The sequence below is a fragment of the Rhizobium chutanense genome (assembly GCF_002531935.1).
Classification (GTDB): domain Bacteria; phylum Pseudomonadota; class Alphaproteobacteria; order Rhizobiales; family Rhizobiaceae; genus Rhizobium; species Rhizobium chutanense.
In genome coordinates this window covers 273,826-297,404 of sequence record NZ_NWSV01000004.1, presented here as the reverse complement: position 1 = coordinate 297,404, position 23,579 = coordinate 273,826, and the positions used below count along the sequence as shown (strand labels likewise).

Genomic DNA, 23,579 nt, shown 5'->3' with positions numbered 1-23,579 from the left:
TCAGGGCATGATGTCGATGGGGGTATGGTCGGGGACGCTGGCCCAGATGTCGCGCATCTCGGCGTTGGTGACGGCAATACAGCCATCCGTCCAATCCCACAGCCGATGGCTTTCCCCGAACAGGCCCCAGCCATTGGGAAGCCCGTGGATCATGATAGAGCCGCCGGGCGCAAAGCCGTTGGATTCGGCGTTATGCCGATCCTCCAGGTTCGGATAGGAAATGTGCAAGCTGAGATGCGCCATCGACTTGGGATTTCGCCAGTCGATTTCATAACGCCCTTCCGGTGTTTTTTCGTCACCTTCCCGTTGTTTGGGACCGGCATCGGCCGCCTGCCCAAGGGAAATCCGGTATGTCGAGATCGGAACGTCCCCTTTGAGAAGGACCATGCGGCGTTCGGATTTATAAACGCGGATGAGGTCGGCCTGTTGCGCGAGCGGCGCCTGCGGAGGCGGCGAGCCCGAGCCGATCCTGGCCATCATTTTGGTGTAAGCGAACAGGCCGACGATCACGGCGGCCAAAACGATAAATTTTTTTCTCAATATCAATCCAGTCTTCAAACGGACGGAAGGATTATACCGCCTTCTCGCGCCCTCAGCCAGAAGATGCGCGTTCAGATTGAGCGCAATTTGGCGCCTCTTTTTTGCTGCATATCGGTCACTTTAAGAATTTATCAACGTTAACAATATCTTAAATGTACGAAATCGCGTTCCACCCCGGAACATATGGTCGAGTTGACCGTTACGGCTCACGAGTTTCGTGCAGGGATAGTCTGCCGAAGCGGATCCCTCTTTCGAAGTATGTGCGTGAACCAAGGGGACGTATCATGGCCACCAATGTCGTGCGGCGCTGGCAACGAGATGATCTGATGAAGCAGAGAGTATTGATCGTCGAAGATGAATTCCTGATCGCGCTCGATCTCGGGGCGACGGTCGAAGGCATGGGCATGCAAGTCGCCGGCCTTGCCAATGATTGCGAGCAGGCACTGCGGCTGGCGCCGCTTGCCGATATCGCCTTCGTCGACGTCAATCTCGCCGACGGTCCGACCGGGCCCGAGATCGGCCGGCGGCTGGCGGAAGAACACGGCATTGCGGTGGTCTTCATGACCGGCAATCCGGAAATGGTCGCCGACGGCGTCAGGGGCGCGGTCGGCGTGGTGCAGAAGCCGGTCATGCCGACGCTGGTCGAACAACTGGTGAAATATCTTGCCGCGCGCCGGGTCGGCATGTTCGCGGTCGTGCCGGCACAGATGACGGTGTTTGCCTGATCGGAAAGGCCTGATCAGCCGGGCAGGGCGGCAAGATGCGCCCTGGGGCCGGCCTTATCGGCCGGCGGCGCGCCATAGGCCTTGAGAAAGGTCCGCACGGCATTGCGCGCCGCTTTTTCCAGCTGTTCATCGCTGGGAGTTTCGCCGAAAAGCGTCATCATCTGCAGGTCGGCATTGCAGAGCGCCACGAACTGGCGGGCGGCGACGTCGAAATCGTCGATCACGAGCGCTCGGCCGTGGGCAAGCCGGGCGAGGAGGGCGGAAAGGGCGGTGGTCAGCTTGCCCGGCCCCTGCCGACGCCAGCTTTCGAAGAGATGCGGATAGCGTTCGCCTTCGGTCTGCACCAGCTTGCGCAGGAATTTGCCGTCGTGATTGCAGATGCAGTTCTTGTTGAGGCGCACGGCAAAACCCGTCAGATCATCCTCCAGATTGTCGGCGTTTTCGGGAAAACCCGACAGCACCGAAAAGAGCATGGCGTTGGCGCGGTTCATCACGTCTTCGACGACGGCGACGAACAGCGTCTCTTTTTCGCGGTAGTGATTGTAGATCGTCTGGCGGGAGACGCAGGCAACGGCAGCGATCTCGTCGATGCTGGCGCCGGCAAAACCCTGGCGGCAGAAGACGTCGGCGGCGGCATCGAGGATCGACAGGCGCTTGGCGCATTGGCCGCGCTGGCTATGTCCCGCCATCCTGACGGCCGGTGTCATGCGATCTTTCATGCGAGCGAGGATAAGGCGTCTTGACGATTTAGACAATGGAGTCTAATTTTACAACTGTGTCCAAAATTATTGACACGCCTGGTTCCGCCGCTGGAGATATGAGCTCCCAACTTCGTCTTCGCGCGAACGATCATCATTGAACCCTCGCACATCGGCCCGAAATCGGAATCGATTTCGAAAGCCCGATGCGTCGATCCAAAGAGTTAGAGCGTCCCCTGTGCGTTCGAGAGGACGCACGGCGCTTCAAGAGCAATGCGGCGGAGCGACGATCCCTCCGCTGCGCTTTTATGAAAGATCACCCTTATGACGGCTTCCTTCTTTCGCATTGCCCTCATTCTCGGCCTTCTCTCGGCCATCGGGCCTTTCGCCATCGATATGTATCTGCCTGCGCTGCCGTCCATCGGCCAGGACCTGCATGCGGATAACAGCGTCACCCAGCTGACCCTTCTCGCCTTCTTCGTCTCCTTTGCGCTCGCCCAGCTGGTCTACGGCCCGCTGTCGGATATGTGGGGGCGCAAGCTGCCGCTCTATCTCGGCATCGGCCTTTTCGCCGGCGCTTCGATCGGCTGCGCGCTTTCGACCGATATCGAAACGCTGATCGCCTTCCGGTTCGTCCAGGGCATCGGCGGCGCTGCCGGCATGGTCATCCCCCGCGCCATCGTCCGCGACATGCATACCGGCGTGCAGGCCGCGCGCCTGATGTCGCTCCTGATGCTGGTCTTCTCGATCTCGCCGATCCTGGCGCCGCTGACCGGCAGCGCCGTCATCGAATTTTATGGCTGGCGCGGCGTCTTCTGGGCCGTGACCATCGCTGCCGCAATCGGTCTCGTTCTGCTTTCCACCCAGCTCGAGGAAACCCGCCCGGCCACGGAGCGGGGCGGCAGCGGCCTCGCCAGCGCCATGGCCGCCTACCGGCTGCTGCTGGCCGACCGCAATTTCCTGACGCTGACCTTCATCGGCGGCCTCGGCATTTCGAGCTTCCTCGTCTATCTCGCCAACTCGCCCTTCGTGCTGATCCAGCATTACGGGCTGACGCCGACGCAATATAGTTTCGCCTTTTCGATCAATGCCGTCTCCTTCTTCGCGGTGTCGCAGGCGACCGGCTGGCTCGGCGAGCGTTTCGGCCTGGTGCGCGTCATGCGCATTGCCGTCAGCGCCTTCGCCCTTGCCATGGTGGTCATGGCGGTGGTGATGGCTTCCGGCTTCAACCAGCTGCCGGTCATGGCTGGCTTGCTCTTCCTCGGCTACGGCTTCCTCGGCCTCGTCATCCCGACGAGCGCGGTGCTGGCGCTCGAGGATCATGGCGCCATCGCCGGCACCGCCTCGTCGCTGATGGGCACGCTGCATTTCGTCATCGCCGCCGTCGCCATGGTGATATCGAGCCTGTTCTTCGACGGCACCGCGGTGCCGATGGCCGGCGGCATCGCGCTCTGCGCGTTCGCAGCCTTCGTGCTGACCCAGGCAACGATCGGCCGCCGCGCCGCCGTTGCCGCCGCCGAATGACTGAGCACAGGCCGCGCCCGGCACTCGGGTGCGGCCGCGACTCCCGAGAAAATGCAACGCGCAATTGATTATCGCCCGACGGCGCTATCTATCCCTGACGAAGCATTGACAGTCCGGAGGATACGCATGGTCGACGAGAAGCGGCTGATCTCGAAAATCACCTGGAAGCTGATGCCGTTTCTCGGCATTCTCTACCTCATCGCCTATATCGACCGGCAGAATGTCAGCTTCGCCAAGCTGCAGATGGTCGATGCCCTCGGGATGAGCGAATATGCCTACGGCCTCGGCGCTTCGCTGTTCTTCATCGGCTATTTTCTCTTCGAGGTGCCGAGCAACCTCTTCCTCGACAGGCTCGGCGCCCGCGTCTGGTTCGCGCGCATCCTGGTTTCCTGGGGCCTCGTCACCGTCGCGCTCGCCTTCACGCAGAACGCCACGATGTTCTATATTCTGCGCTTCCTGCTCGGTGTCTGCGAAGCCGGCTTCTTTCCGGGCGTGCTCTATCTGCTGACGCTCTGGTTTCCCGCGGCCTATCGCGGCCGGATGGTCGGGCTGTTCATGATCTTCAGCGCCATCGCCAATGCCGTCGGTGCGCCGCTCGGCGGCCTGCTGCTCGATCTCGACGGTCTCTACGGTTTTGCCGGCTGGGAATGGGTGTTCCTGGCGACCGGTATCCCGGCTGTTCTCGCCGGCATCGTCACCTTCTTCTATCTTCCCGGCCGGCCGGAAAATGCAAGCTTTCTGAGCGGCGAGGAGAAGTCCTGGCTCGAACGCCGGCTCGCCTCGGAAAATGCCGGCATGGGCGAAAATGCCGGAAACGGTTTCAAGGCGCTGATCGACCCGCGCGTGCTGCTGATGGCGCTCTGCTATATCGCCTTTCCGCTGTCGGCCTATGGGCTGAGCTATTGGCTGCCGACCATCGTCAAGGCCTTCGGCGTCAGCAATACGGTGAACGGTTTTCTCAACATCATTCCCTGGCTTCTGGTGGCCGTCGCCCTCTATGTCGTGCCTGCCATGGCCGACAAGGCGCAATCGAAAACGCCCTATATCGTCATCCCCGCCTTCATCGGCGCGGCCTGCCTGCTGCTCTCGGCGCTGATCCCGAACCATACGCTGCAATTCGCCTTCCTCTGCGTGGCCGCCGCCGGCATCTTCGCGCCCCAGCCGGTATTCTGGAGCCTGCCCTCGCGCTTCCTGAAAGGGGCGGGGGCGGCAGCCGGCCTTGCCGCCATCAATTCGGTCGGAAATCTCGGCGGCTTCGTCGCCCAGAACGTCGTGCCCTGGATTAAGGATGAGAGCGGCAGCACGATCGCGCCGATGTTCTTCCTGGCCGCCTGCCTTGCGGCCGGCGCCCTGCTGGTCTTCTTCGTCACGCGGCAGCTGGCGAGCCGGGAGCCTCCGGCGGCGCCGAGCCGCGTCTGAAACGCGTCAGACCGTCAGCGTGAACGCGTCGCTTTCACCGGGAATGAGTTCCAGCGGCCAGATGCGGTTGCGGGCGCCCTGCGGATAGTGCTCGGCATAGGCCGGCATGGTGGCGAGCAGGGTTTCGCCGAGCTGGGCACCGAGATCGCGCAGCGACATGCGGAAGGAGGTCAGCGTCGGCTGCAGGAATGCGGTGCGGGGCTCCTCGCGGAAACCGACGACGGCAAGGTCGCGGCCGGGCACGATGCCGGCCTCGGCCAACCGCCGGTACAGCCCGATCGCCATCAGCTCGTGGATCAGAATGATCGCTGTCGGCCGGTCTTCGATCATCAGCAGTTCGTGGCCGGCCTGATAACCGCCCTGTTCGCTCGATTTGACGCGGATGACGAGCGCCGGATCGAAGGCAATGCCGTGGCGTTTCAGCGCCTGGCGGTAACTGTCGAGGAAGACGTAGCCGAGATTGATGTCGGAGGAGGGGGCGGCCACCGCGATCCGCCGGTGGCCTTTGGCGACCAGCCTGTCGACGCCGCGCGCCGCCACGCCTTCGAAATCGAGATCCATCCAGGTGTAGCTGCCGCCGGACGCACTGCGGCCGAGCGCCACGAAGGGGATGCGGGCCTTTTCCAGAAGCTCGATGCGCCGGTCGGTGCGCCGCGTCGCCGAGATGATCATCGCGTCGACGAGGCGGCGCGCCACCATGCGCTTCAGATATTCGTGCGGATCCTCGTCGTCGGGGCAGGGCAGCATGACCAGGTCGAGCTTGTGGCGGGAAAAGACGCTCTGCAGCCCGTCGGTGACGCCGAGGAAGAAGTCGTCGCTGTTTTCGACCGTCTCGCGGCTGACCTCGAGCATCAGCCCGATGACGTTGGTCATGCCCTGGCGAAGGCTGCGGCCCGATTGGTTGGCGACGTAACCGAGCTCTTCGGCGGCGGCAAGCACCCGCCGGCGCGTGTCTTCATTAACGTCAGGCTTGCCGTTCAGCGCCCGGGACACGGTCCCGATCGAAATGTCCAGATGCTCGGCGAGCTGGCGAATTCCCTTCATCTCCGACGATTTTCCTCCCGATCGGATCGCATTCGTCCTTTCTTGCCACAGGATGGCGCCTGCGAAAAGTCGGGGGAGGGATTATGGCCTGAAGCTCTGGCGGATAACGAGTTCCGGAATGACGCGTTCGGAAGCCGGCGGCGCGTCCGGGTTTTCGAGCCGTCGCTCCATCAGCGCGACGGCGCGTTGCGCCATGGTCAGTGGGTTCTGGCGGAAGGTGGTGAGCTGGTAGCTCAGCCAGGCGGATTCCGGCACGTCGTCGAAGCCGATGATGGCGACATCTTCGGGAATGCGCAGCCCTGCTTCCTGGCGCGCGACATCCATCAGCCCGAAGGCGATCAGGTCGTTGGCGCAGAAGACGGCGTCGGGCATTATTTTTCCCGAGAAGAGCGCGCGGCCGGCGGCGGCGCCGCCCTGATAATCGGAATCGTCGCCGCGTGCGACCATGACGGATGCGCCGAGCGATTCGGCCGCCGACAGGAAGGCGCTTTCGCGTTCGATGATCGCAGGCGTTTTCGAGTTGGAGCCGATCACCGCCAGCCGCCGCCTGCCGCTTTCGTAAAAGGCCGCCGCCGCGCTGCGCGAGGCTTCGGAATTGCCGGCGCGCACATGGTCGGCGTCGGGCTCCGAACGGCCGATGACGACGAGCGGCTGGCCGTTTCGCTGCGCGAGTTCGAGGAAACTTCCCGGCGGCGAGCCGGACAGAATGATGATCGCCTCGGCCCGGTGGCCGATCAGCATCTTCTGGGCGGCAAGCAGTTCCTCTTCCGTCTGGCCGGTGTTGACCAGGATCGGGATGCTGCCGCGCCGGATCAGCGATTTGGCGAGCGCCGCCGCCAGATGGGCGCGAAAGCCGACTTCCGGCCGGGTCGCAACGATGCCGACAAGGCGGCTCTGATTGGCAAGCACGCCGCGCGCGAGATCGTTGACGTGATAGCCGAGCTCTTCAGCGGCGCGCAGCACCTTTTCGCGCGTCGCCGGCGCCACGCTTGCGCCCGGCGTGAAGGTGCGCGACACGGCGGAACGCGAAACGCCCGCCAGCTGCGCCACCTGCTCGGCGCTGACGAAACGCATGCGCTCTTTTTTCGGCATCCTGCCGCCGTTCACGGGACCGTCATTCATCGGCTCTCAGCTATTGCGCGTCTCTGACAGCCGGATGACAGGCGGCGGGGGTGGATGAAAATTTTGGCGGCGGTGGTGCTGTTCGTCGGCGTGACCGGCCGCCTGGCGCCCAAAAAAGACCCCTCCCCAACCCCTGCCCTTGTGGGAAGGGGTTTTGAATGGAACCGGCTACATATTGAACAAAAAAACACCGAGGCTGCGGGAGGCAACCTCGGCGGATGACAAACCGGCGGTGTTAAAACCAATGCCGCCGCAACAATTCGGGGGCTATTCGCAGACCCGTACCGTCTCGGTGTGATAACCGCCGTCATAACGGTTGCGCACGTCGCGGTCCTCGTACCAGCATCTCGGTGCCGGTTCGACATAACGCGGGCCTTCATCGACGTAGCGCGGGCCGCCATTGGCGAGAGCGCCGCCGATCAGGCCGCCGACGACACCTGCGGCAACGCCGCCGGCGATGATGCGGCCGGTGTTATTGTGATGGTGGTGGTCGCGTGCGGCAGCAGGCTGGATGGCCGCTCCGACAAGGGCCGTGGCGATCAACAGGCTGCTAATGACTCTCTTCATGACGTTCTCCTGACATGGCACTCGCCCCGGATAAAAGAGAAATGCGGCAGCAAGTCGTTTGTTCGTTCAAACTTTGCGACATGCATTAACGCATGTCATCGCTGAACGCCATATCAGGGTCATAGGTCCAGTCGGGTTTTGAGTGGAGTGGGCCGCACAGGCTACTTCCCGACGGTGATTAAAAAGCCCCGCAGTTCGCAGGGCTAAGGGTGCATGGAAAGATGTTGTGCCGGTTTGGGAACGGAGGTAGCGCATCGCTATTCCACCGTGAACGTTCCGGCCCCCTTGGAGTATTTCTTACCTCCAAGCGCATTGATCGTTGCACATTTTTCCTTATCGAACTTCTCGCACATCTTGTTGCCTTTGATGCTCCATGTGCCCTTGTAGGTGGCCTTGTCCCCGTCGACCGTCGCTTCAATCGTTCCGTCTGGTTTGTAAGTCGTGACGCCCGATTGAGTCTTTGACTTCCAGTGAATTGGGTGGCCTACCAACTCACTTTTCATCTGCTCCGCCGTCATGGTTGCGGCATAGGCCGCAGATGCGAAGGCCAGCAGAATGAGGCCAGAAACCGTGATCGCTTTCATCGTTCACTCCCTTCTTCTCAAACGAAGATTGTAACCGCGTTAGTGCACGGCGAATATTGATCAAAAAGGCTTATCTCGACATTCCTATCCGTGTGGATGGGATTCGTTGTCTCAAGTCCAACTGCTTGAAGCAAACGGCCGCAGCGGCTCGAACTCCACCGCCTGCACATCGTCCGAGGGGGCTACCATCTTTGCCCGCTTTTTGGCGAGCTTCGCCCACCACTTCGAATTGGTTCGGATCCGATCGATGCCATAAAGTATACGAAGCATGTGTCGGGCTTCCGCAGCCTCCATTGTTACGAGTGGTATGCCATCCAGTCGGGCCGGCGCATCGGTTGCTATGTCGATGATGGCCCAAGTGGTATCCCTCGCTTCCAAACGATAATTGCTCGCCATTTCGCCCCTCCGGTCGTATGGCGAGATTGATACAGAATCCCCGATGCGCACATCCGGCAAAAGGGATCGGCCCCACCATCAAAAGGTGAATGCGGCCGCTTGAACATAGCTCAGCGCCGACTCCTTCATCCTGCGAGGCCACCGTTCAGGGTAAGCAGGGCCTTCAACGACTATTCGTCGCTGCGTTGTTGTGCCGACGACTATTGCGAAACGGCGGGCCAGCAGGATCTGCTGGCGCTCTGCTCCGATCCAAATTTTCTCGAGATTATTGTCGATTTGCGAACGGCTGCTTCGTTGTCAATATGAGCGGGCTTGTTTAGCGGCAATGGTGCCGGCGTCTCGCTCCTGGAGGAAAATTCCCATGCGGTTCATGTCCATCGTCACGTCCACCGATTCGATGCATCCGACGCCCGAGCTCATTGAGGCGATAGGCAAGCTTGCCGATCGGGAAATCAAGGCCGGCCGCATGCTGGACACGGCAGGGCTGATGCCGCTGGCGACCGGTGCCCGTGTCACGATCCGGGACGGCAAGTTGAGCGTTATCGATGGCCCTTTCGTCGAGGCCAAGGAGGTCGTCGGCGGTTATGCAATCTTCGAGCTGCAGAGCAAAGAGGAGGCCGTGGCGCTGGCGGTCGAGTTCATGCAGTTGCACAAGGATTTCATGCCCGGTTGGGAGGGCACGTGTGAAGTGCGCGCCTATTTTGAAGCGGGTGCGGAGGGGATCTGCGACCCGCTCGCCGAAGCAAGGGCATGATCCTTTCGACCCATAATCCGGGCGGGCGGCCGTGACGGCCGCCGGCACCCATCAAACGATCCTGGCCGTCTGGCGGATCGAACAGCCGCGGCTTATCACCAGCCTGGCACGATTGCTGCGCGACGTGCCGCTTGCCGAGGATCTGACGCAGGAAGCGCTCACTGTAGCCCTGGAACGATGGCCGAAGACGGGAATCCCCGAACGGCCCGGCGCATGGCTCATGACAACTGCCAAGCGTCGAGCGTTCGATCATCTGCGTCGTCGCCGGATGCTCGATCATAAGCACCAGATGATCGTTCGGGAGATGGAGGAGGAAGAGCGGATCATGCCCGATCTAGACACCCCTCTGGATGATGATATCGGCGATGAAATGCTGCGCCTGATATTTACGGCATGCCATCCGCTGATCTCGCGCGAGGCGCGCGTAGCTCTGGCCTTGCGGATGATCTGCGGCCTGACAACACAAGAAATCGCCAGGGCATACCTGGTGGCGGAAGCAACCATCGCCCAACGCATCCTCCGCGCCAAGAAGACATTGTCGGATTCGGGGCTGGCCTATGAGACGCCGCATGGCGAGCAACTGTCGCAACGTCTCGGCTCGGTGCTGGAGGTCATCTACCTGATCTTCAACGAGGGTTATACGGCCGCCCGCGGCGACAACTGGTTTCGGTTGCAATTGTGCAATGAGGCGCTGCGGCTGGGCCGGGTCTTGACGTCCGTGGCGCCGCTGGAGCCGGAGGCGCATGCGTTGCTGGCTTTGATGGAACTGAACGCCTCCCGTGCTGCGGCGCGGACGGATGCTGCCGGCGATCCGATTCTGCTTCTCGAACAAAATCGCGGCCGCTGGGATCGGTTACAGATTCAGCGCGGGTTGAAGGCGCTGACGCGGGCCGAGGAGCTTGACGGCGCCGGCGGGATCTATGCCCTGCAGGCCGCGATCATCGCATGTCACGCAAAAGCGATGAGCGCCGATGAAACCGATTGGGGGCGGATCGCCGGTCTCTATACGGAGCTTGCCCGGATTCTGCCTTCGCCGATCGTCGAACTCAATCGAGCGGTGGCCATCGGCATGGTCGAAGGCCCCGAGGCGGCACTGGACATCGTTGAAAGCCTGCGCGACGAGCCGGCATTGAAGGACTATCATCTTCTGCCGAGCGTTCGCGGCGATCTTCTTTATAAGCTTGGCCGATTCGACGAAGCGCAGCGAGCCTTTCAAATGGCGGCCGGCCTTGCCGAAAATAGAAGGGAGCACGATTTCCTCATGCGCCGTGCCGGTGAAGCCGCAGCAAAGGGTTGATCTTAACCTATCTCCGCCTTCGTGGCTGAGGTGGCTCGCCCTACATTGGTCATCCCAGGGTTGCTCGGACAGGCCGAACCGCTCCTCATCACAGGAGGGGGTTGGGATCGATGCCGCCAAACTGAAGACGGCCTGGTTCAGGTCATACCGGTATGTTTTAGGTCATAGCCGGTGGCGTCCAACACATCTTCGGGAATATCGTCGAAGGAGGCGTAGTTGAGGTTATAGAGCCTGGAATAGAGCTTGCCGTTCTTCATCAATTGCCGGTGGTTGCCGCTTTCGATGATTTCGCCGTTCTGCAGCACAATGATGCGGTCCGCCTCGCGGATCGTCGCCAGGCGGTGGGCAATGACGAGGCCGGTGCGGTTTTCGAGCAGTTTCACCAGCGCCTTCTGGATCAGCATCTCGGTATAGCTGTCGATATTGGCGGTCGCCTCGTCGAGCACCAGGATCTTCGCGTCGGCGACAAGGGCGCGGGCAAAGCTCAGAAGCTGGCGCTGGCCGAGCGAAAGGTTGCCGCCACGCTCGCCGAGAACGCTGTCGTAACCATCGGCCAGGCGCATGACGAAATCATGGGCGCCGACCGCCTTCGCCGCCTCGATCACCTCCTCGCGTGTCGCGGCCAGCTTGTGATAGCGGATGTTTTCGAAGACGGTGCCGGTGAACAGGAAGGGTTCCTGCAGCACCATGGCGATCTCGGCCCCGAGCGAATCCTGCGTCAGGGCGCGCACATCGTGGCCGCCGACCAGCACCTGGCCCTGCTGCACGTCGTAGAAACGGTGGATGAGCGACATGCAGCTCGATTTGCCCGACCCCGTCGGACCCACAAGCGCCACCGTCTCGCCGGGATTGACCTTGAAGCTCACATGTTTCAGCACCGGATGCTTCGGATTGTAGCCGAAGACGACGTCCTTGAATTCGACCGAGCCGTCCATGTCGCGCGACAGGACCTTGGCATCCGGCGCATCCTTGATGTCGACGGGCACGTCGAGCACTTCGGTCAGCCGCTGGCCGGACGCCATGGCGCGCTGCATCACCGAATATTGCAGGGTCAGCGAACGGATCGGGTCGAAGAAGCGCTGGATGTAGAACAGGAAGGCGACGAGCACGCCGACGTCGAGCGCCTGGTTGAGAACGCGGGCGCCGCCGACGACGATGACGAGTGCCATTGCGACGCCGGTCAGGCTGTCGACGATCGGCACCATCACCTGGGCATAACGCGCCGCCGTCAGATGCGTCAGCAGATTGGCCCGCGCCTTGTCGTCGTAGAGCGTGAAGTTGACGCCCTGACGGTCCATGCTCTGGACGGCGCGCACGCCGTGGATGGCTTCGGCGAGTGCGCCGTTGGCGACCGAATTGGTCTCATGCGCCGCCATGAAGGACTTGCGGGCGAGCGGCAGCCAGAACAGCCTGACGACGAAGAGCACCGGCAGTACCGAAAGCGTCAGCAGCCCCAGCTTGAAATCGAGATAGAGCATCACGAAAACGATGCCGAAGAGCAGCACGATGTCGCCGACCGACAGCACCGAAGTTTCGAGGAATTCCTGCATCGAGTTGACGTCGCCCTGCAGGCGCGACATCAGCCGTCCCACTTCGGTCTTGTCCATGAAGGAGAGCGAGACGCGCTGCAGATGCGAAAACATCGCCCTGCGGATATCGAAGAGCACGTCTTCCGCCACGCCGCCGACCAGCGTCTCCTGGGCGTAGCTTGCCGCATAATTGATGGATATGGCGATGGTAAAGGCGGCGATCGCCCAGAGCAGCGCCGACCGATTGCCGCCCGGCGACATGCCATGGTCGATGGCATAGCGGATGATCAGCGGGATCAGCAATTGCATCATCGTGAAGGTCAGGACGGCAACGACCGCCCAGGCGACCTGACGGCGATAGGGATGAACGAAGGCCCAGATGCGCTTGATGATATTGCCGTCGAAGGCCTTGCCGAACATTTCCTCCTCGACGCGATGCGAACCGACCACCGCCCGCGGCGGGCGGCGTCCATCCTCGCGAACGTCGGGACGCTCGGTTTCCAGTTCCTCGGCCATGCCATTCCTCCTGCGGCTTAAGCGCTCAACACTTCATCGCCCGGCCGCACCTGCAGGTCGTAGAGCGCCTTGTAACGGCCGCCGAGCGACAGCAGCGCCGCATGCGTGCCGCGTTCGACGATCCTGCCGTCTTCGACGAACAGGATCTGGTCGGCATGCATCAGCGAACTCAGGCGATGGGCGACGATGATCGTCACGCGGTCGGCGGCGTAGCGGCGCATGGCGCTGCGGATGCGCTGCTCGGTGGCGGCGTCGATCGCCGCCGTCGAATCGTCGAATACCATCACCGCCGGCTTCAGCATCAGGGCGCGGGCGATCGAAAGACGCTGCCGCTGGCCGCCGGACAGCGACACGCCGCGCTCGCCGACGACGGTGCCGTAGCCCGTGGGCAGGCCGAGCACGTAATTGTGCAGCTGGGCGCTTTCACTGGCGCGTTCGATGCGGCCTTCCTTCGCCCATGGATCGCCATAGGCGATGTTGTTTTCGATCGTCGTCGTGAACAGGAAGGAATCCTGCTGCACGATGGCAACCGCCCGGCGCAGCGATTGCAGCGTCGCCTTGCGAATATCCTGGCCGTCGAGCGTGATCCTGCCACCGCTGACGTCGTAGAAGCGGGGAATGAGATGGGCGATCGTCGACTTGCCGCTGCCGGGCGGCCCGACGATGCCGATCGTCTGGCCACGCCTGGCTTCGAAGGAGACATCGTGGAGCACGGTGCGTTTTTCCGAACCCGGATAGGCGAAGCTGACATTTTCGAAGCGCAGCACGCCGCCTGTGAGGTTCAGTTCCCGTGCATCCGGCGCATCCTTGATCGATATGTCGAGGTCGAGAAGATTGAAGAGACGCGAGCCGCAGGTCGAGGCGCGGGCAAAGGCATTGACCATCAGGCCGAGCTGGCGCACCGGCATCTGCAAAATGGTCATGAAGGTGAGGAACGAGGCGAGCGTGCCGACGGTGATCTCGCCCGACATCACCTTGCCGCCGCCGACCCAGAGCACGAGGCCCATGGCCGCGAAGAAGGAAAATGTCATGGCGCTGGTATTGACGACGCGGATGCCGACGCGCTGATGGGCGAGCGCCAATGCGTTCTTCGAGGCCACCTCGAATTTCGACATTTCGTGGTCCTGTGCGGCAAAGGCGCGCACGACGCGGATGCCGCCGAGATTTTCCTCCATGATGCGGGTGAGCACCGACAGCCGCTCCTGCAGGTCGAGCCAGGTGGCGCGCAGCCGGAGCTGCGTCACCGAGGAGCGCCAGCCGACGAAGGGCACGAAGGAGAGCGCCAGCAGGCCCAGCACGACATCGGTCGACAGCAGCATATAGGCGCCGATGCCGATCAGGATCGACAACAGGATCATCCGGACGAGCGCCGTGGAAAAATACATGCGCACGCCTTCGAGATCGAGCAGGCCGATGGTGATCAGGTCGCCGGAATGCACCGTGTCGTGAAAGCTGAAGGACAGCCGCTGGATCTTCTCGTAGCAGGCCAGCCGCAATTCATAGCCGATGTGATGGCCGACGGCTTCGCTGTAATAGTTCTGCACCATGGTGAAGAGACCGCGCAGCACGGCCGCGCCAAGCAGCAGCAGCGCCGTGGTCAGAAGCGCGTCCTGGGCCGCCTGGCCCGCCGCGCCGCCGCTCATCGCCATCTGCGTGTGGTCGACTGCCTGGCCGAGAAGGCGGGGGATCATAAGCTGGAAGGTGGAAGCGACAAGCGTGGCGCCGATCGCAAAGCCGGATTGCCAGGGGTGGCGAAAGGCCATCATGGTGATGCGCACCAAGGTGTAGAGGCCTCGGCCCCAGCCTGCCGCAGTTGCAAGCGCCATCGAAGCCGAAGGCTTCGTCGCGCGTCTTAACGCATCGCTGCTCACGGTATTTTTTCCAAATGATGTGTGATCGGACGCTGGCCCGAAAAGACGGCAAATCCATGAAGGGATTGATTGCACCGTCACTTTTGCCGATTCCATTTGGGGGTTCAAGTAAAGAATTCACCAACTGGTTATTTTTACGTGAGCGCCCCTTGCATGCCCCCGCATGCCGCTTCGGCGGCGGCGATGGACCTCTCGATCATCTGTCGCGCGTCCGACAGCAACAGGACCGGGCCCATGGTGGACATCATAAACCCCGGTTTCTGAAAGCGATCTGCCGCCGTACTGGCCGTCGGCAGCTCACGATATTCAGCGCGCGAGAACAGCGATGAGTGCTTCGGCCGCTTCGCTGGACGAAGCCGGATTCTGACCCGTGATGAGCTGGCCGTCGACCACTGTATGCACGCCCCAATCCTGGACCTTGGAGAAGAGCGCGCCGAGACCGATCAGTTCGTCCTCGACGAGGAACGGCACAACCTTTGTGAGCCCCACGGCCTCTTCCTCGGAATTGGTGAAGCCGGTGAGGGAGCGTCCCTGGACGAGGGGGGTGCCGTCGGGGTTCGTGACGTGGCGCAGGACGCCCGGCGCATGGCAGACGAGGGCGATCGGCTTGCCGGCCCTGACGAAGGATTCGATCAGCCCGATCGAATTCCGATCTGCGGCCAGATCCCACAACGGGCCGTGGCCGCCGGGGTAGAAGACGGTATCGAAATCCTTCTGGTCGATGCTGTCCAGGCGCACAGTCTCCGCAAGCTGCGCCTTGGCCGCCTCGTCGGCGGTAAAACGCCGCGTCAGGTCGGTCTGGAACATAGGTTCGTCGCTCTTCGGGTCGAGAGGCGGCTGGCCGCCCTTCGGCGAGGCGAGAGTGATCTCGGCGCCGGCATCCTTGAAGACATAGTAGGGTGCCGCCAGCTCTTCGAGCCAGAAACCGGTCTTTCTGCGGGTGTCTCCGAGCGTGTCGTGCGAGGTGAGTACGATGAGGACTTTCATTGTGGATCCTTCCGTCAGATGGCGCGCGTGGCGGCCGGTGGATTGGAGCTCGATCAGCCGTTGCGGCGTTTCGATGTCGTCACAATGGCATCTGTCGACATATTTCGGAAATTTACTTCTTTGATTTTAGATATTCAGATGAGATTATATCTAAATGAAATATGATCTGAACCTGCTTCCGGTTTTCCTGGCCCTGATGGAAGAACGGAGCGTGACGCGGGCCGCAGTGCGGCTGGGCATCACCCAGCCGGCGCTGTCCAATTCGCTGAACCGCCTGCGCGAAACCCTGCATGATCCGCTGTTCATCCGGGAAAGGTACGGGATAAAACCGACGGAATTGGCGGAAGCGATCGCCCCAACGATCGAAGCAGCGCTGGCGCAGCTCGACGATCTGGTTTCGAACCGGCAGGAATTTCAGCTGGCACAGGCCGAGCGCCTGTTCACGCTTGCCCCCAACAGCTACGCGGAACTTGTGTTGATGCCGGCACTGGCAGCAAGAGTGCGAGAGTTGGCGCCGGGCATCAGGCTTCGCATGACGCCATTCGGCAATGATCTCGCCGAGACCGGCGTTATTTCCGGGACAACCGCCATGGTGCTTGGCCGGATCGTCGATCCGCCTGATAACCTTGTCGTCCAGCATCTTATGGACGATGGGCTTGCCTGCGTGGTGCGCGCCGATCATCCCGAGATTAGAGACCATATATCCCGGGAACAGTTTGAGAACCTCAAGCACGTGAACGTGCTCCCGCCGGGCCGGCTGCGCGCGGGCCTCTTCCAGGCATTGGGACAGCAAAATCTCAAGCGAGAGGTTGCCGTGTCCGTTACGCACTTCCTTGCCGTGCCCGAGATGCTCGTTGCAACCGATTACTGCGCAACGCTGCCGCGCCTGATCTGTCGGTCTCTTGAACGGGATCCGCGCCTGAAGATACTACCGCCGCCCGTCGATCTCGGTACTTTTCCGGTGCAGATGGCTTGGCACGTACGCTACCGTCACGACCCGGCCCACAGGTGGTTGCGTTCGATGATCGGCGAACTGGCAAGAGAAATGACCGCAAAAGAGACTTGAAATCGATTGTTCATACTCGTGTTCGTATAGGCTAAGTGGGCACTTTGCCGTCTGTGAAGTCCCGATCCAACCGTCGCCATGTGGCGGAAACGGCCGAAAAATGTGTTTTGCTCCAATAGTTTACGCTGCCGCGACAACAAAGCCCTTGCCACCTGCGGTTTTTAGCGCTTTCATACACGACTAGTTTAATAGACTATGGACGAGCGTGATCGCTCCCCTAGTTCCCATGCGGGGCGACCGGTTCGGACCCCGATCTTGCGGCAGATGTTTGTGAATGGCCGCATGAACCTCATCAACGCATGGCCCGCTTTTATGCGTTGAACCTATTTGCACATGGTGCGGCCGAGCCGCAGAGGAGTTGCGATGACGGTTCAGGGACTTTTTTCGGCGCGCGCCAACGCGGCGGCGCAGATATCCGCCGTGCCGCGCGTCGCGATCGTCGGGCGCGGCTTTTCCGGGATGATGACGGCCATCGCGCTGATGAAGACGGTGCGGGCGCCCTTCCACCTGCAACTGTTCGATCCGAATTCGTCGGTCAGCGGCGGGCAGGCGCTGGCCTCGGTCCGCGCCTCGACGATCCTCAACACCCGCGTGCGCGATCTCTCGGTTTCGCTCGGCGACAATGACGATTTCAACGACTGGCTCTGCAGCAACGCCGCCTTCCGCGCCGCCGTGCCGGCCGCCATTCCCGGTTTCCGGCAGATCTTCGTGCCGAAGGAGATCTTCAGCGATTATGTCTATCAGCGCTTTTCCGAAGCGCTCGCCGCCCGCCGGGATATCACCGTGCAGGTCTGCAACGATCCGGTGGTGGCGATCCGCCGCAGCCATGGCCACCGCTTCCTGCTTGAAAGCGCCAATCCCGCCAATCCGCTGTTCGACACGGTCATCCTGGCCACCGGCTACGGCCTTGGCGATCAGGATGCCGGCGAGCGGGAGGCTTCTCCCGTCCGGGCCCAGCGCCTCGTCGCGCGGCCGCATGCGGTGCTGCTCGGCAGCGGCATCCGGGTCGTCGACCAGTTGCTGCAGCTGCGCGATTCCGGCTATGCCGGCCAGGTGACGATCATTTCCCGGCGCGGTTTCCTGCCCCAGAGCCATACGCCGAATTCCGCCGACCCGGTCTTCCCGGCCGAAGCGCTGCCTGAAAGCCTGCCCGACATCGTGCGCTTCATCCGCCAGGCCTGTCGCGAGGCGGAAGAGCAGGGGCGAAGCTGGCAATCGGTGATGAACGGCCTGCGCAGACATGCCCGCTCGCTTTGGCGTTCGCTGCCGGCCGGCGACAAGCACCAGTTCAATCGGCATCTGCGGGCCATCTACGACAGCCATCGCAATCGCCTGCCGGAGGCCATGCATCTGCGCCTGAAACGCGAGCTTGCCGAAGGCCGCACGGTGCTGCGCCGCGGCCGGGCCGGCCGCCGGGGCCTGAGCGGCCTGTTCTTCACGCCCGCCGGTTCCGCCGCCGAGGAGGTGATCCATGCCGAGCGCATCATCGACTGCCGCTGTCAGGCGCCCGATCTTTCCGCGCCGCTGATGCAGAGCCTGCTTTCCGCCGGCCTTGCCATGCCGGACGAGCTGTCGCTGGGGCTCGCCGTCAATGCGCGCGGCGAGCCCTTCCTCGAGGACGGTTCAACGGTCGACGGGCTTTTTGCCGTCGGCCCGCTCGGCCTCGGCAGCCTGCCCGACATCGATCTGGTGCCGGAGATCGTCTCGCAGGCCTATGCGGCTGCCGAACGGGTCGGCGAGCGCTTCTACCCGCAGGTCAAGGCAGTCTGAAAATTCGAGGTTAATTGGAACCATCCGCCTGCCGCGGCGTTATAAAGCGCTGGTGACACTGAGGGGCCGATGGAAGCGCTGAATCGACATGATACGTCTTTCGAGGAAGAGGGACGCTTTCGCCTCCTGGTCGATGCCATCACCGACTATGCCATCTATATGCTGAGCCCCGAAGGCATCGTCACCAGCTGGAATACCGGTGCTCAGCGTCTCAAAGGTTACCGGCCTTCCGAAATTCTCGGCGAGCATTTTTCCCGCTTCTATCTGGAGGAGGATCGCGCCGCGGGAATTCCGGAGCGCACGCTGGCGACCGCCAAGGAGCATGGTCGCTTCGAGGGGGAGGGCTGGCGCCAGCGCAAGGACGGCAGCCGCTTCTGGGCGCATGTGATCATCGATCCCATCCGGCGTCCCTCCGGCGAGCTCATCGGCTATGCCAAGATCACCCGTGACCTGACCGAACGCAGAGCTGCGGAAAAGGCGATCCGCCAGAGCGAGGAGCAGTTCCGCCGGCTGGTCCAGGGCGTCTCGGATTATGCCATCTACATGCTCGATCCCGACGGCAATGTCAGCAGCTGGAACTTCGGCGCCGAGCGGATCAAGGGCTACCGGCCCGATGAAATCATCGGCCGTCATTTCTCGACCTTCTATACGCCCGAGGATCGCGCCGCCGGCGTGCCGGAGACGGCGCTCGGCGTCGCGCGTGCCGAAGGCCGGTTCGAGCGGGAAGGCTGGCGGGTCCGCAAGGACGGCAGCCGCTTCTGGGCCAGCATCGTCATCGATGTCATTCGCGATGAGGAAGGCGATGTACTCGGTTTTGCCAAGATCACCCGCGATATCACCGAAAAGATGGAGACCCAGCGCGCCCTGGAGCAGGCGCGCGAAGAACTCTTCCAGTCGCAGAAGATGGAGGCGATCGGTCAATTGACCGGTGGGATCGCCCATGATTTCAACAATCTGCTGATGGCCGTGCTCGGCAGTCTCGAAATCCTGAAGAAACGCATGCCGCAGGATCTGTCGCTGACATCGCTTGTCGACAATGCCGTGCAGGGCGCCCAGCGGGGTGCCGCGCTGACGCAGCGCATGCTGGCCTTTTCCCGCCGGCAGGAACTGCACATGGAACCAATCGACGTCTCCGGCCTGGTCCGAGGCATGATGGATATGCTGAGCCGGTCGCTCGGACCGCTCACCGTGATCGAGACGTCTTTCCCGGTCAGGCTGCCGACCATCCGGACCGATCCGAACCAACTGGAGATGGCGATCCTGAACCTCGTCGTCAACGCCCGCGATGCCATGCCATCCGGCGGCCGGATCATGCTTCGCGCTTCCGAGGAAACGGTGTCACCGGGCAAGCGTGCGCTGCCGCCCGGGCGTTATATCAGGATCGCGGTGATCGATGAAGGCGAGGGCATGGACGCCAAGACGATGGAGCAGGCCATCACGCCGTTCTTCACCACCAAGGGTGTCGGCAAGGGCACCGGCCTCGGCCTTTCCATGGTGCAGGGCCTTGCCTCCCAATCCGGCGGCCGTCTGATGCTGAAGAGCAGCCTCGGCGAAGGCACGACGGCCGAATTGTGGTTCCCGGTCGTCACTGCCGCGCGGGTGGCCACGGCCGCGGCGGATCTGCCGCAACGGGCGGACAATGCATCGCACGGGCTGCGCATCGTCGCCGTCGATGACGATGCCCTGGTCCTGATGAATACGACGCTGATGCTGGAAGATCTCGGCCACACCGTGTTCGAGGCGATGGCCGGTCCCGAGGCGCTCGAGATCCTGCGCCGGCAGCCGGTCGATCTGGTGATCTCAGATCATGCCATGCCGCGCATGACCGGCGCGCAGCTGGCCAAGGCGATCCGCGACGAATGGCCTGAAATGCCGATCATTCTCGCAACCGGCTACGCCGAGCTCCCCGAAGGAACGGGGATCCCCAACCTGCCCCGTCTCGGCAAGCCCTTCTCGCAGGCGCAGCTCGCCGAGGCGATCAGCCGGATCGCTTCTTGAGAGAGGCGTGATCCCGAAAACCGCTCACACGTTTCGGAATCTAGGCGCGAAGCTTCCCGTCGCCATCGTCCTGGATGCCGGTACGGGAGGCTTCCTCCCGGACTTCATCCGCCGCGACTGACGGTGTGGCGCTCAGGAGGCGTTTTTCGGTCTCTTTGAGGTCGAGGATCGCGCGTTCAATGCCTTCAGCCGGCCTTTCGCGCGCTATGCGCCAGCGATGCTGCTGCCACAGGCCGACGAGCAGCCGGCGGCTCGGGACTTCGACCGTCTCGTGAATGAACCATGCTCCGCCTGCCGCTACGGCAAGCGCCGCCCCGATCAGCACCGGTTCGGGCATCAGTCCATCGAAAGTCCGGCGTGCGAGGACCATGATGGGGACATGGAAAAGATAGAGCGAGAAGCTGATCGTGCCCAAGAACCTCATGGGGGCGGCTGCCAGCACATAGGCTGCGATGGGCGGTTGCCGCGCGACGAGCGCGACAATGACGGCTGCCGCGACCGCGCTTTGCAGGCCCCAGAATTCAGGGGAAAAACTCGGCACGACATGCCGGTACGCGAAGAACACCGCCAGCAGGAACAAGGTGAAAATTCCTGTGAGGGCAGATGGTGCCCATCGGTCCCAGTGGGAATGCAGCGCCCCGGCAAGGGCGCCGAAAAGAAAGTAGGGGAGCTTGGAAACCAGCATTATGCCAGGCCCCGGCAATTCCAGCAGACCGTCGATAACGACGACCACGGCAAAGCCGACGATCAGGCCGCTATGGCGGTGCGGCCGGGCCAGGCAAAGCCATAGGACCGGAAAGAGCAGATAGAACTGGATTTCCGGCGGAATTGACCAGAAAACCCCGCTCGAGCCCAGAAGAAGGACATGGCGCACAAAGTCCGTGGCGCCGACAATCGGCTGAACGAAGTTCAGATCTTGCATGCCGGACAGGATCGCCACGAGCGCGACGGCAGCCAGATAGACCGGATAGATGCGGGCAAAGCGGCTCACCAGAAAATCCAGCACGTTTTCTTTGGTCACCGGCCGCGAACCGTAGAGATGGGCCATCAGAAAGCCGCTGAGAGCAAAGAACAGGCCGACGGCTTCGCTGCCCATCGTCATGAAATGCTGGGCGGTGCCGGGAAAGACAAGTCCGATATGGGCTTGAACGACCAGAAGCGCGGCAATGCCGCGCAGGCCATCGAGACTGGGGATGTAATCCGGCCGGCGCATGTGCAGCTTTTTAAATATTCTCTTCAATCAAGCAGTATCGGACATCGCTTTACGAGATATTAATGCGGTGCGCTCGGGCTCGTATCCGTGCAAACGACAGGGCGTGCCCGAACTATTTCCGGCGGCTTCTGCCGATCTCGGCGCGCAGGATGAAAACCAGCAGTGCCAGCGCCATCGCCGAGAGCCCGTACCAGGTGATCGCATAGACGAGATGGTTGTTGGGGAATTGGATGATCGTCAGGCCGCCGACCGGCAGGCCGCCCGGATTGGGTGCGGCATCGGCGTCGATGAAAAAGGGGGCGACGGCACCTAGGCCGCGTTTTTGCGCGATTGCCGCGACGTCGCGCGAATACCACCGGTCGGCTGTGACGTCGTTGGATTTGAGCAGCGATCCCTTCGGCTCGGTCATCCGCATCAGACCGGTGATTTCCACTGGATCTGATGGCTGGCCCTCGCGGCGTGAGGTGGGATCGCGCCTGTCGGTGGGAACGAAGCCGCGATTGACGAGGATCGATGTGCCGTCGGCAAGCATCAGCGGCGTCATCACCCAGTAACCCGGGCCGAGAATCGTGGAGGCATAGACCAGCGTTTCCTTGTCGTTCGCCAGCATCCCCGCTGCGGTCACCCGCCGATATTCGTCGTCTGTGGTATTGACCTTGCTCCAGTCGGCGGGCGTGGTCGGGGCTGGCACGGGTGGCGCATCCACGCGCTGGTCGACGCGGGCGATGAGGTCGCGTTTCCAGGCCAGGCGCTCGACCTGCCAGGTGCCGAGGGCGGCAAGAGCCGCGGCAAGCAACGCCAGGCAGACGGCGAAGACCGCGCGTTTCGCCCGGGAATGCCGTGTCTCCGATTGTTCCGAGGAAGCCTCGCTCATATCCAAACTATATCGGGCCTGAACCGCTGCGGGCGGCGCTGCCGCCGCCCGTGCCAAGGGGTCACGGCATGTTCTTCATCATCTCGGGGTTCATCGGCATCATGTTCGTGTTGAGATGATGCATGACCCAGAGCGAGCCGGAGAGCGCGATGGCGACGATGATGAGGGTGAAGATCAGCGCCATGATCGTCCAGCCGCCCTCGCTCCTGGTGTTCATGTGCAGGAAGAAGATCATGTGGACGACGATCTGGATGGCGCCGAGGCCCATCACCAGCACCGCCGTCAGTGCCGGGCTGGCGATCACGCCCGACATGACCAGCCAGAAGGGAATGGCGGTGAGAATGACGGAGAGCACGAAGCCCGCCATATAGCTCTTGAACGTGCCGTGGCCGGCCTGATGACCGTGGCTGTGGCCGTGATGCGCCTCGTGGGCATCCTCATGGGCGGGTGCTTGCGAACTCATCCGAGAACTCCGAGCAGATAGACGAAGGAAAAGACGCCGATCCAGACGACGTCGAGGAAGTGCCAGAACATCGACAGGCACATCAGACGGCGGCGATTGGCCTCGATCAGCCCGTGCATCGACACCTGCACCATCAGCGTGATCAGCCAGATGATGCCGAAGGTGACGTGCAGGCCGTGCGTGCCGACGAGCGTGAAGAAGGAAGACAGGAAGGCGCTGCGCGTCGGCCCGGCGCCTTCATGGATCAGGTGGATGAACTCGTAGAGTTCGAGCCCGATGAAGGCTGCGCCGAACAGGCCGGTGACGCCGAGCCAGAACAGCGTTTCCGCCTTGGCGTTGCGCTCCATCTGCAGCATGGCAAAGCCGTAGGTGATCGAGGAGAACAGCAGCATCGAGGTGTTCAGCGCAACGATCGGCAGATCGAAGAGATCGGCCGGCGACGGGCCGGCGGCATAATTGCGGCCGAGCACGCCGTGCGTGGCAAACAGCACCGCGAAAATCAGGCAGTCGCTCATCAGGTAGAGCCAGAAGCCGAGATTGGTGCTGCCCTCCGGATGATGATCTTCCGTCAGGTAGAATTCAGGCTTTTCGGCCGTGTCGATGGTGTGATCGCTCATGGTCA

The 23,579-nt window shown here is 62.2% G+C and carries 23 protein-coding genes; 9 read left to right on the top strand and 14 right to left on the bottom strand.

Features of this window, described 5'->3' with window-relative positions; translation table 11 throughout:
* On the bottom strand, positions 1-540 hold the full coding sequence (locus CO666_RS08740) for a L,D-transpeptidase family protein (RefSeq protein ID WP_097611822.1): 540 nt from the start codon (positions 538-540) through the stop codon (positions 1-3).
* 284 nt (positions 541-824) lie between these two features.
* On the opposite strand from CO666_RS08740, the gene CO666_RS08735 reads away from it, so the two are divergent.
* The gene (locus CO666_RS08735) at positions 825-1,265 is read left to right on the top strand and encodes a response regulator (protein ID WP_097611662.1); all 441 of its coding nucleotides are present in this window, start codon (positions 825-827) and stop codon (positions 1,263-1,265) included.
* Positions 1,266-1,279: 14 nt separating this feature from the next.
* Here the strand turns inward: CO666_RS08735 and CO666_RS08730 are convergent, their stop codons facing one another.
* Positions 1,280-2,020 (bottom strand): TetR/AcrR family transcriptional regulator, encoded by a 741-nt coding sequence (locus CO666_RS08730; RefSeq protein ID WP_097611661.1) that lies wholly within the window; start codon positions 2,018-2,020, stop codon positions 1,280-1,282.
* 267 nt (positions 2,021-2,287) lie between these two features.
* Between CO666_RS08730 and CO666_RS08725 the strand changes: the two genes are divergently transcribed.
* Positions 2,288-3,487 carry a multidrug effflux MFS transporter gene (locus CO666_RS08725; RefSeq protein WP_097611660.1) on the top strand — a complete coding sequence of 400 codons (1,200 nt, stop codon included), beginning with the start codon at positions 2,288-2,290 and terminating at the stop codon, positions 3,485-3,487.
* Positions 3,488-3,613: 126 nt separating this feature from the next.
* Entirely contained in the window at positions 3,614-4,906 is a 1,293-nt protein-coding gene (locus tag CO666_RS08720) for an MFS transporter (RefSeq protein WP_097611659.1), read from the top strand.
* Positions 4,907-4,912: 6 nt separating this feature from the next.
* Here the strand turns inward: CO666_RS08720 and CO666_RS08715 are convergent, their stop codons facing one another.
* Together CO666_RS08715 and CO666_RS08710 are read right to left on the bottom strand one after the other, a co-directional pair.
* Positions 4,913-5,950 (bottom strand): LacI family DNA-binding transcriptional regulator, encoded by a 1,038-nt coding sequence (locus CO666_RS08715; RefSeq protein ID WP_097611658.1) that lies wholly within the window; start codon positions 5,948-5,950, stop codon positions 4,913-4,915.
* An 81-nt stretch (positions 5,951-6,031) separates the two neighbouring features.
* Positions 6,032-7,072, bottom strand: coding sequence for a LacI family DNA-binding transcriptional regulator (locus CO666_RS08710; protein ID WP_097611657.1), 1,041 nt, complete (start codon positions 7,070-7,072; stop codon positions 6,032-6,034).
* Positions 7,073-7,126: 54 nt separating this feature from the next.
* Between CO666_RS08710 and CO666_RS34090 the strand changes: the two genes are divergently transcribed.
* Positions 7,127-7,294: a hypothetical protein gene (locus CO666_RS34090; protein WP_179869641.1), complete on the top strand. Its 168-nt coding sequence runs from the start codon at positions 7,127-7,129 to the stop codon at positions 7,292-7,294.
* 45 nt (positions 7,295-7,339) lie between these two features.
* Here the strand turns inward: CO666_RS34090 and CO666_RS08705 are convergent, their stop codons facing one another.
* From CO666_RS08705 to CO666_RS08695, 3 genes are all read right to left on the bottom strand, one after another.
* Positions 7,340-7,639 carry a hypothetical protein gene (locus tag CO666_RS08705; protein ID WP_097611656.1) on the bottom strand — a complete coding sequence of 100 codons (300 nt, stop codon included), beginning with the start codon at positions 7,637-7,639 and terminating at the stop codon, positions 7,340-7,342.
* Positions 7,640-7,896: 257 nt separating this feature from the next.
* Positions 7,897-8,223, bottom strand: a complete 327-nt coding sequence (locus CO666_RS08700) for a hypothetical protein (RefSeq protein WP_097611655.1) — start codon at positions 8,221-8,223, stop codon at positions 7,897-7,899.
* A gap of 111 nt (positions 8,224-8,334) precedes the next feature.
* Positions 8,335-8,619, bottom strand: coding sequence for a hypothetical protein (locus tag CO666_RS08695; RefSeq protein ID WP_097611654.1), 285 nt, complete (start codon positions 8,617-8,619; stop codon positions 8,335-8,337).
* A 361-nt stretch (positions 8,620-8,980) separates the two neighbouring features.
* Between CO666_RS08695 and CO666_RS08690 the strand changes: the two genes are divergently transcribed.
* Together CO666_RS08690 and CO666_RS08685 are read left to right on the top strand one after the other, a co-directional pair.
* Entirely contained in the window at positions 8,981-9,373 is a 393-nt protein-coding gene (locus CO666_RS08690; protein WP_097611653.1) for a YciI family protein, read from the top strand.
* A gap of 31 nt (positions 9,374-9,404) precedes the next feature.
* Positions 9,405-10,670, top strand: a complete 1,266-nt coding sequence (locus tag CO666_RS08685; RefSeq protein WP_097611652.1) for an RNA polymerase sigma factor — start codon at positions 9,405-9,407, stop codon at positions 10,668-10,670.
* 137 nt (positions 10,671-10,807) lie between these two features.
* Here CO666_RS08685 and CO666_RS08680 read toward each other — a convergent pair whose 3' ends face one another.
* The 3 genes from CO666_RS08680 to CO666_RS08670 form a co-directional block, all read right to left on the bottom strand.
* On the bottom strand, positions 10,808-12,715 hold the full coding sequence (locus CO666_RS08680; protein WP_097611651.1) for an ABC transporter ATP-binding protein: 1,908 nt from the start codon (positions 12,713-12,715) through the stop codon (positions 10,808-10,810).
* A gap of 17 nt (positions 12,716-12,732) precedes the next feature.
* Positions 12,733-14,694, bottom strand: coding sequence for an ABC transporter ATP-binding protein (locus tag CO666_RS08675; RefSeq protein WP_179869640.1), 1,962 nt, complete (start codon positions 14,692-14,694; stop codon positions 12,733-12,735).
* A 198-nt stretch (positions 14,695-14,892) separates the two neighbouring features.
* A complete protein-coding gene (locus CO666_RS08670; protein ID WP_097611650.1) occupies positions 14,893-15,573 on the bottom strand; it encodes a type 1 glutamine amidotransferase domain-containing protein in 681 nt (226 codons plus the stop codon).
* Positions 15,574-15,727: 154 nt separating this feature from the next.
* Here CO666_RS08670 and CO666_RS08665 point away from each other — a divergent pair, with 154 nt between their 5' ends.
* From CO666_RS08665 to CO666_RS08655, 3 genes are all read left to right on the top strand, one after another.
* Positions 15,728-16,639 (top strand): LysR family transcriptional regulator, encoded by a 912-nt coding sequence (locus tag CO666_RS08665; RefSeq protein WP_097611649.1) that lies wholly within the window; start codon positions 15,728-15,730, stop codon positions 16,637-16,639.
* Between the two features lie 363 nt (positions 16,640-17,002).
* Positions 17,003-18,409: an FAD/NAD(P)-binding protein gene (locus CO666_RS08660; protein WP_097611648.1), complete on the top strand. Its 1,407-nt coding sequence runs from the start codon at positions 17,003-17,005 to the stop codon at positions 18,407-18,409.
* Positions 18,410-18,478: 69 nt separating this feature from the next.
* Positions 18,479-20,407 (top strand): hybrid sensor histidine kinase/response regulator, encoded by a 1,929-nt coding sequence (locus CO666_RS08655; protein WP_097611647.1) that lies wholly within the window; start codon positions 18,479-18,481, stop codon positions 20,405-20,407.
* A gap of 40 nt (positions 20,408-20,447) precedes the next feature.
* Here CO666_RS08655 and CO666_RS08650 read toward each other — a convergent pair whose 3' ends face one another.
* The 4 genes from CO666_RS08650 to cyoC all read right to left on the bottom strand — a co-directional run bounded on the left by CO666_RS08650 (position 20,448) and on the right by cyoC (position 23,574).
* Complete coding sequence (locus tag CO666_RS08650; protein WP_097611646.1) at positions 20,448-21,620, bottom strand: acyltransferase family protein; 1,173 nt, start codon at positions 21,618-21,620, stop codon at positions 20,448-20,450.
* Positions 21,621-21,732: 112 nt separating this feature from the next.
* Positions 21,733-22,494, bottom strand: a complete 762-nt coding sequence (locus CO666_RS08645; protein ID WP_097611645.1) for an SURF1 family protein — start codon at positions 22,492-22,494, stop codon at positions 21,733-21,735.
* 61 nt (positions 22,495-22,555) lie between these two features.
* Positions 22,556-22,957: a cytochrome o ubiquinol oxidase subunit IV gene (gene cyoD / locus CO666_RS08640; protein WP_097611644.1), complete on the bottom strand. Its 402-nt coding sequence runs from the start codon at positions 22,955-22,957 to the stop codon at positions 22,556-22,558.
* A complete protein-coding gene (cyoC, locus tag CO666_RS08635) occupies positions 22,954-23,574 on the bottom strand; it encodes a cytochrome o ubiquinol oxidase subunit III (protein WP_097611820.1) in 621 nt (206 codons plus the stop codon). The genes cyoD and cyoC overlap by 4 nt, the downstream gene beginning before the upstream one ends.
* Positions 23,575-23,579 lie beyond the last annotated feature (5 nt).

Excerpts from the sequence above, each read along its gene's own strand:
- CO666_RS08655 (WP_097611647.1), top strand. The coding sequence starts at position 18,479 with ATGGAAGCGCTGAATCGACATGATACGTCTTTCGAGGAAGAGGGACGC.
- cyoC (WP_097611820.1), bottom strand. The coding sequence starts at position 23,574 with ATGAGCGATCACACCATCGACACGGCCGAAAAGCCTGAATTCTACCTG.
- CO666_RS08710 (WP_097611657.1), bottom strand. The coding sequence starts at position 7,072 with ATGAATGACGGTCCCGTGAACGGCGGCAGGATGCCGAAAAAAGAGCGC.
- CO666_RS08720 (WP_097611659.1), top strand. The coding sequence starts at position 3,614 with ATGGTCGACGAGAAGCGGCTGATCTCGAAAATCACCTGGAAGCTGATG.
- CO666_RS08645 (WP_097611645.1), bottom strand. The coding sequence starts at position 22,494 with ATGAGCGAGGCTTCCTCGGAACAATCGGAGACACGGCATTCCCGGGCG.
- CO666_RS34090 (WP_179869641.1), top strand. The coding sequence starts at position 7,127 with ATGAAAATTTTGGCGGCGGTGGTGCTGTTCGTCGGCGTGACCGGCCGC.
- CO666_RS08715 (WP_097611658.1), bottom strand. The coding sequence starts at position 5,950 with ATGAAGGGAATTCGCCAGCTCGCCGAGCATCTGGACATTTCGATCGGG.
- CO666_RS08705 (WP_097611656.1), bottom strand. The coding sequence starts at position 7,639 with ATGAAGAGAGTCATTAGCAGCCTGTTGATCGCCACGGCCCTTGTCGGA.
- CO666_RS08735 (WP_097611662.1), top strand. The coding sequence starts at position 825 with ATGGCCACCAATGTCGTGCGGCGCTGGCAACGAGATGATCTGATGAAG.
- CO666_RS08650 (WP_097611646.1), bottom strand. The coding sequence starts at position 21,620 with ATGCGCCGGCCGGATTACATCCCCAGTCTCGATGGCCTGCGCGGCATT.
- CO666_RS08700 (WP_097611655.1), bottom strand. The coding sequence starts at position 8,223 with ATGAAAGCGATCACGGTTTCTGGCCTCATTCTGCTGGCCTTCGCATCT.
- CO666_RS08725 (WP_097611660.1), top strand. The coding sequence starts at position 2,288 with ATGACGGCTTCCTTCTTTCGCATTGCCCTCATTCTCGGCCTTCTCTCG.
- CO666_RS08690 (WP_097611653.1), top strand. The coding sequence starts at position 8,981 with ATGCGGTTCATGTCCATCGTCACGTCCACCGATTCGATGCATCCGACG.
- CO666_RS08670 (WP_097611650.1), bottom strand. The coding sequence starts at position 15,573 with ATGAAAGTCCTCATCGTACTCACCTCGCACGACACGCTCGGAGACACC.
- CO666_RS08660 (WP_097611648.1), top strand. The coding sequence starts at position 17,003 with ATGACGGTTCAGGGACTTTTTTCGGCGCGCGCCAACGCGGCGGCGCAG.
- cyoD (WP_097611644.1), bottom strand. The coding sequence starts at position 22,957 with ATGAGTTCGCAAGCACCCGCCCATGAGGATGCCCACGAGGCGCATCAC.
- CO666_RS08680 (WP_097611651.1), bottom strand. The coding sequence starts at position 12,715 with ATGGCCGAGGAACTGGAAACCGAGCGTCCCGACGTTCGCGAGGATGGA.
- CO666_RS08695 (WP_097611654.1), bottom strand. The coding sequence starts at position 8,619 with ATGGCGAGCAATTATCGTTTGGAAGCGAGGGATACCACTTGGGCCATC.
- CO666_RS08665 (WP_097611649.1), top strand. The coding sequence starts at position 15,728 with ATGAAATATGATCTGAACCTGCTTCCGGTTTTCCTGGCCCTGATGGAA.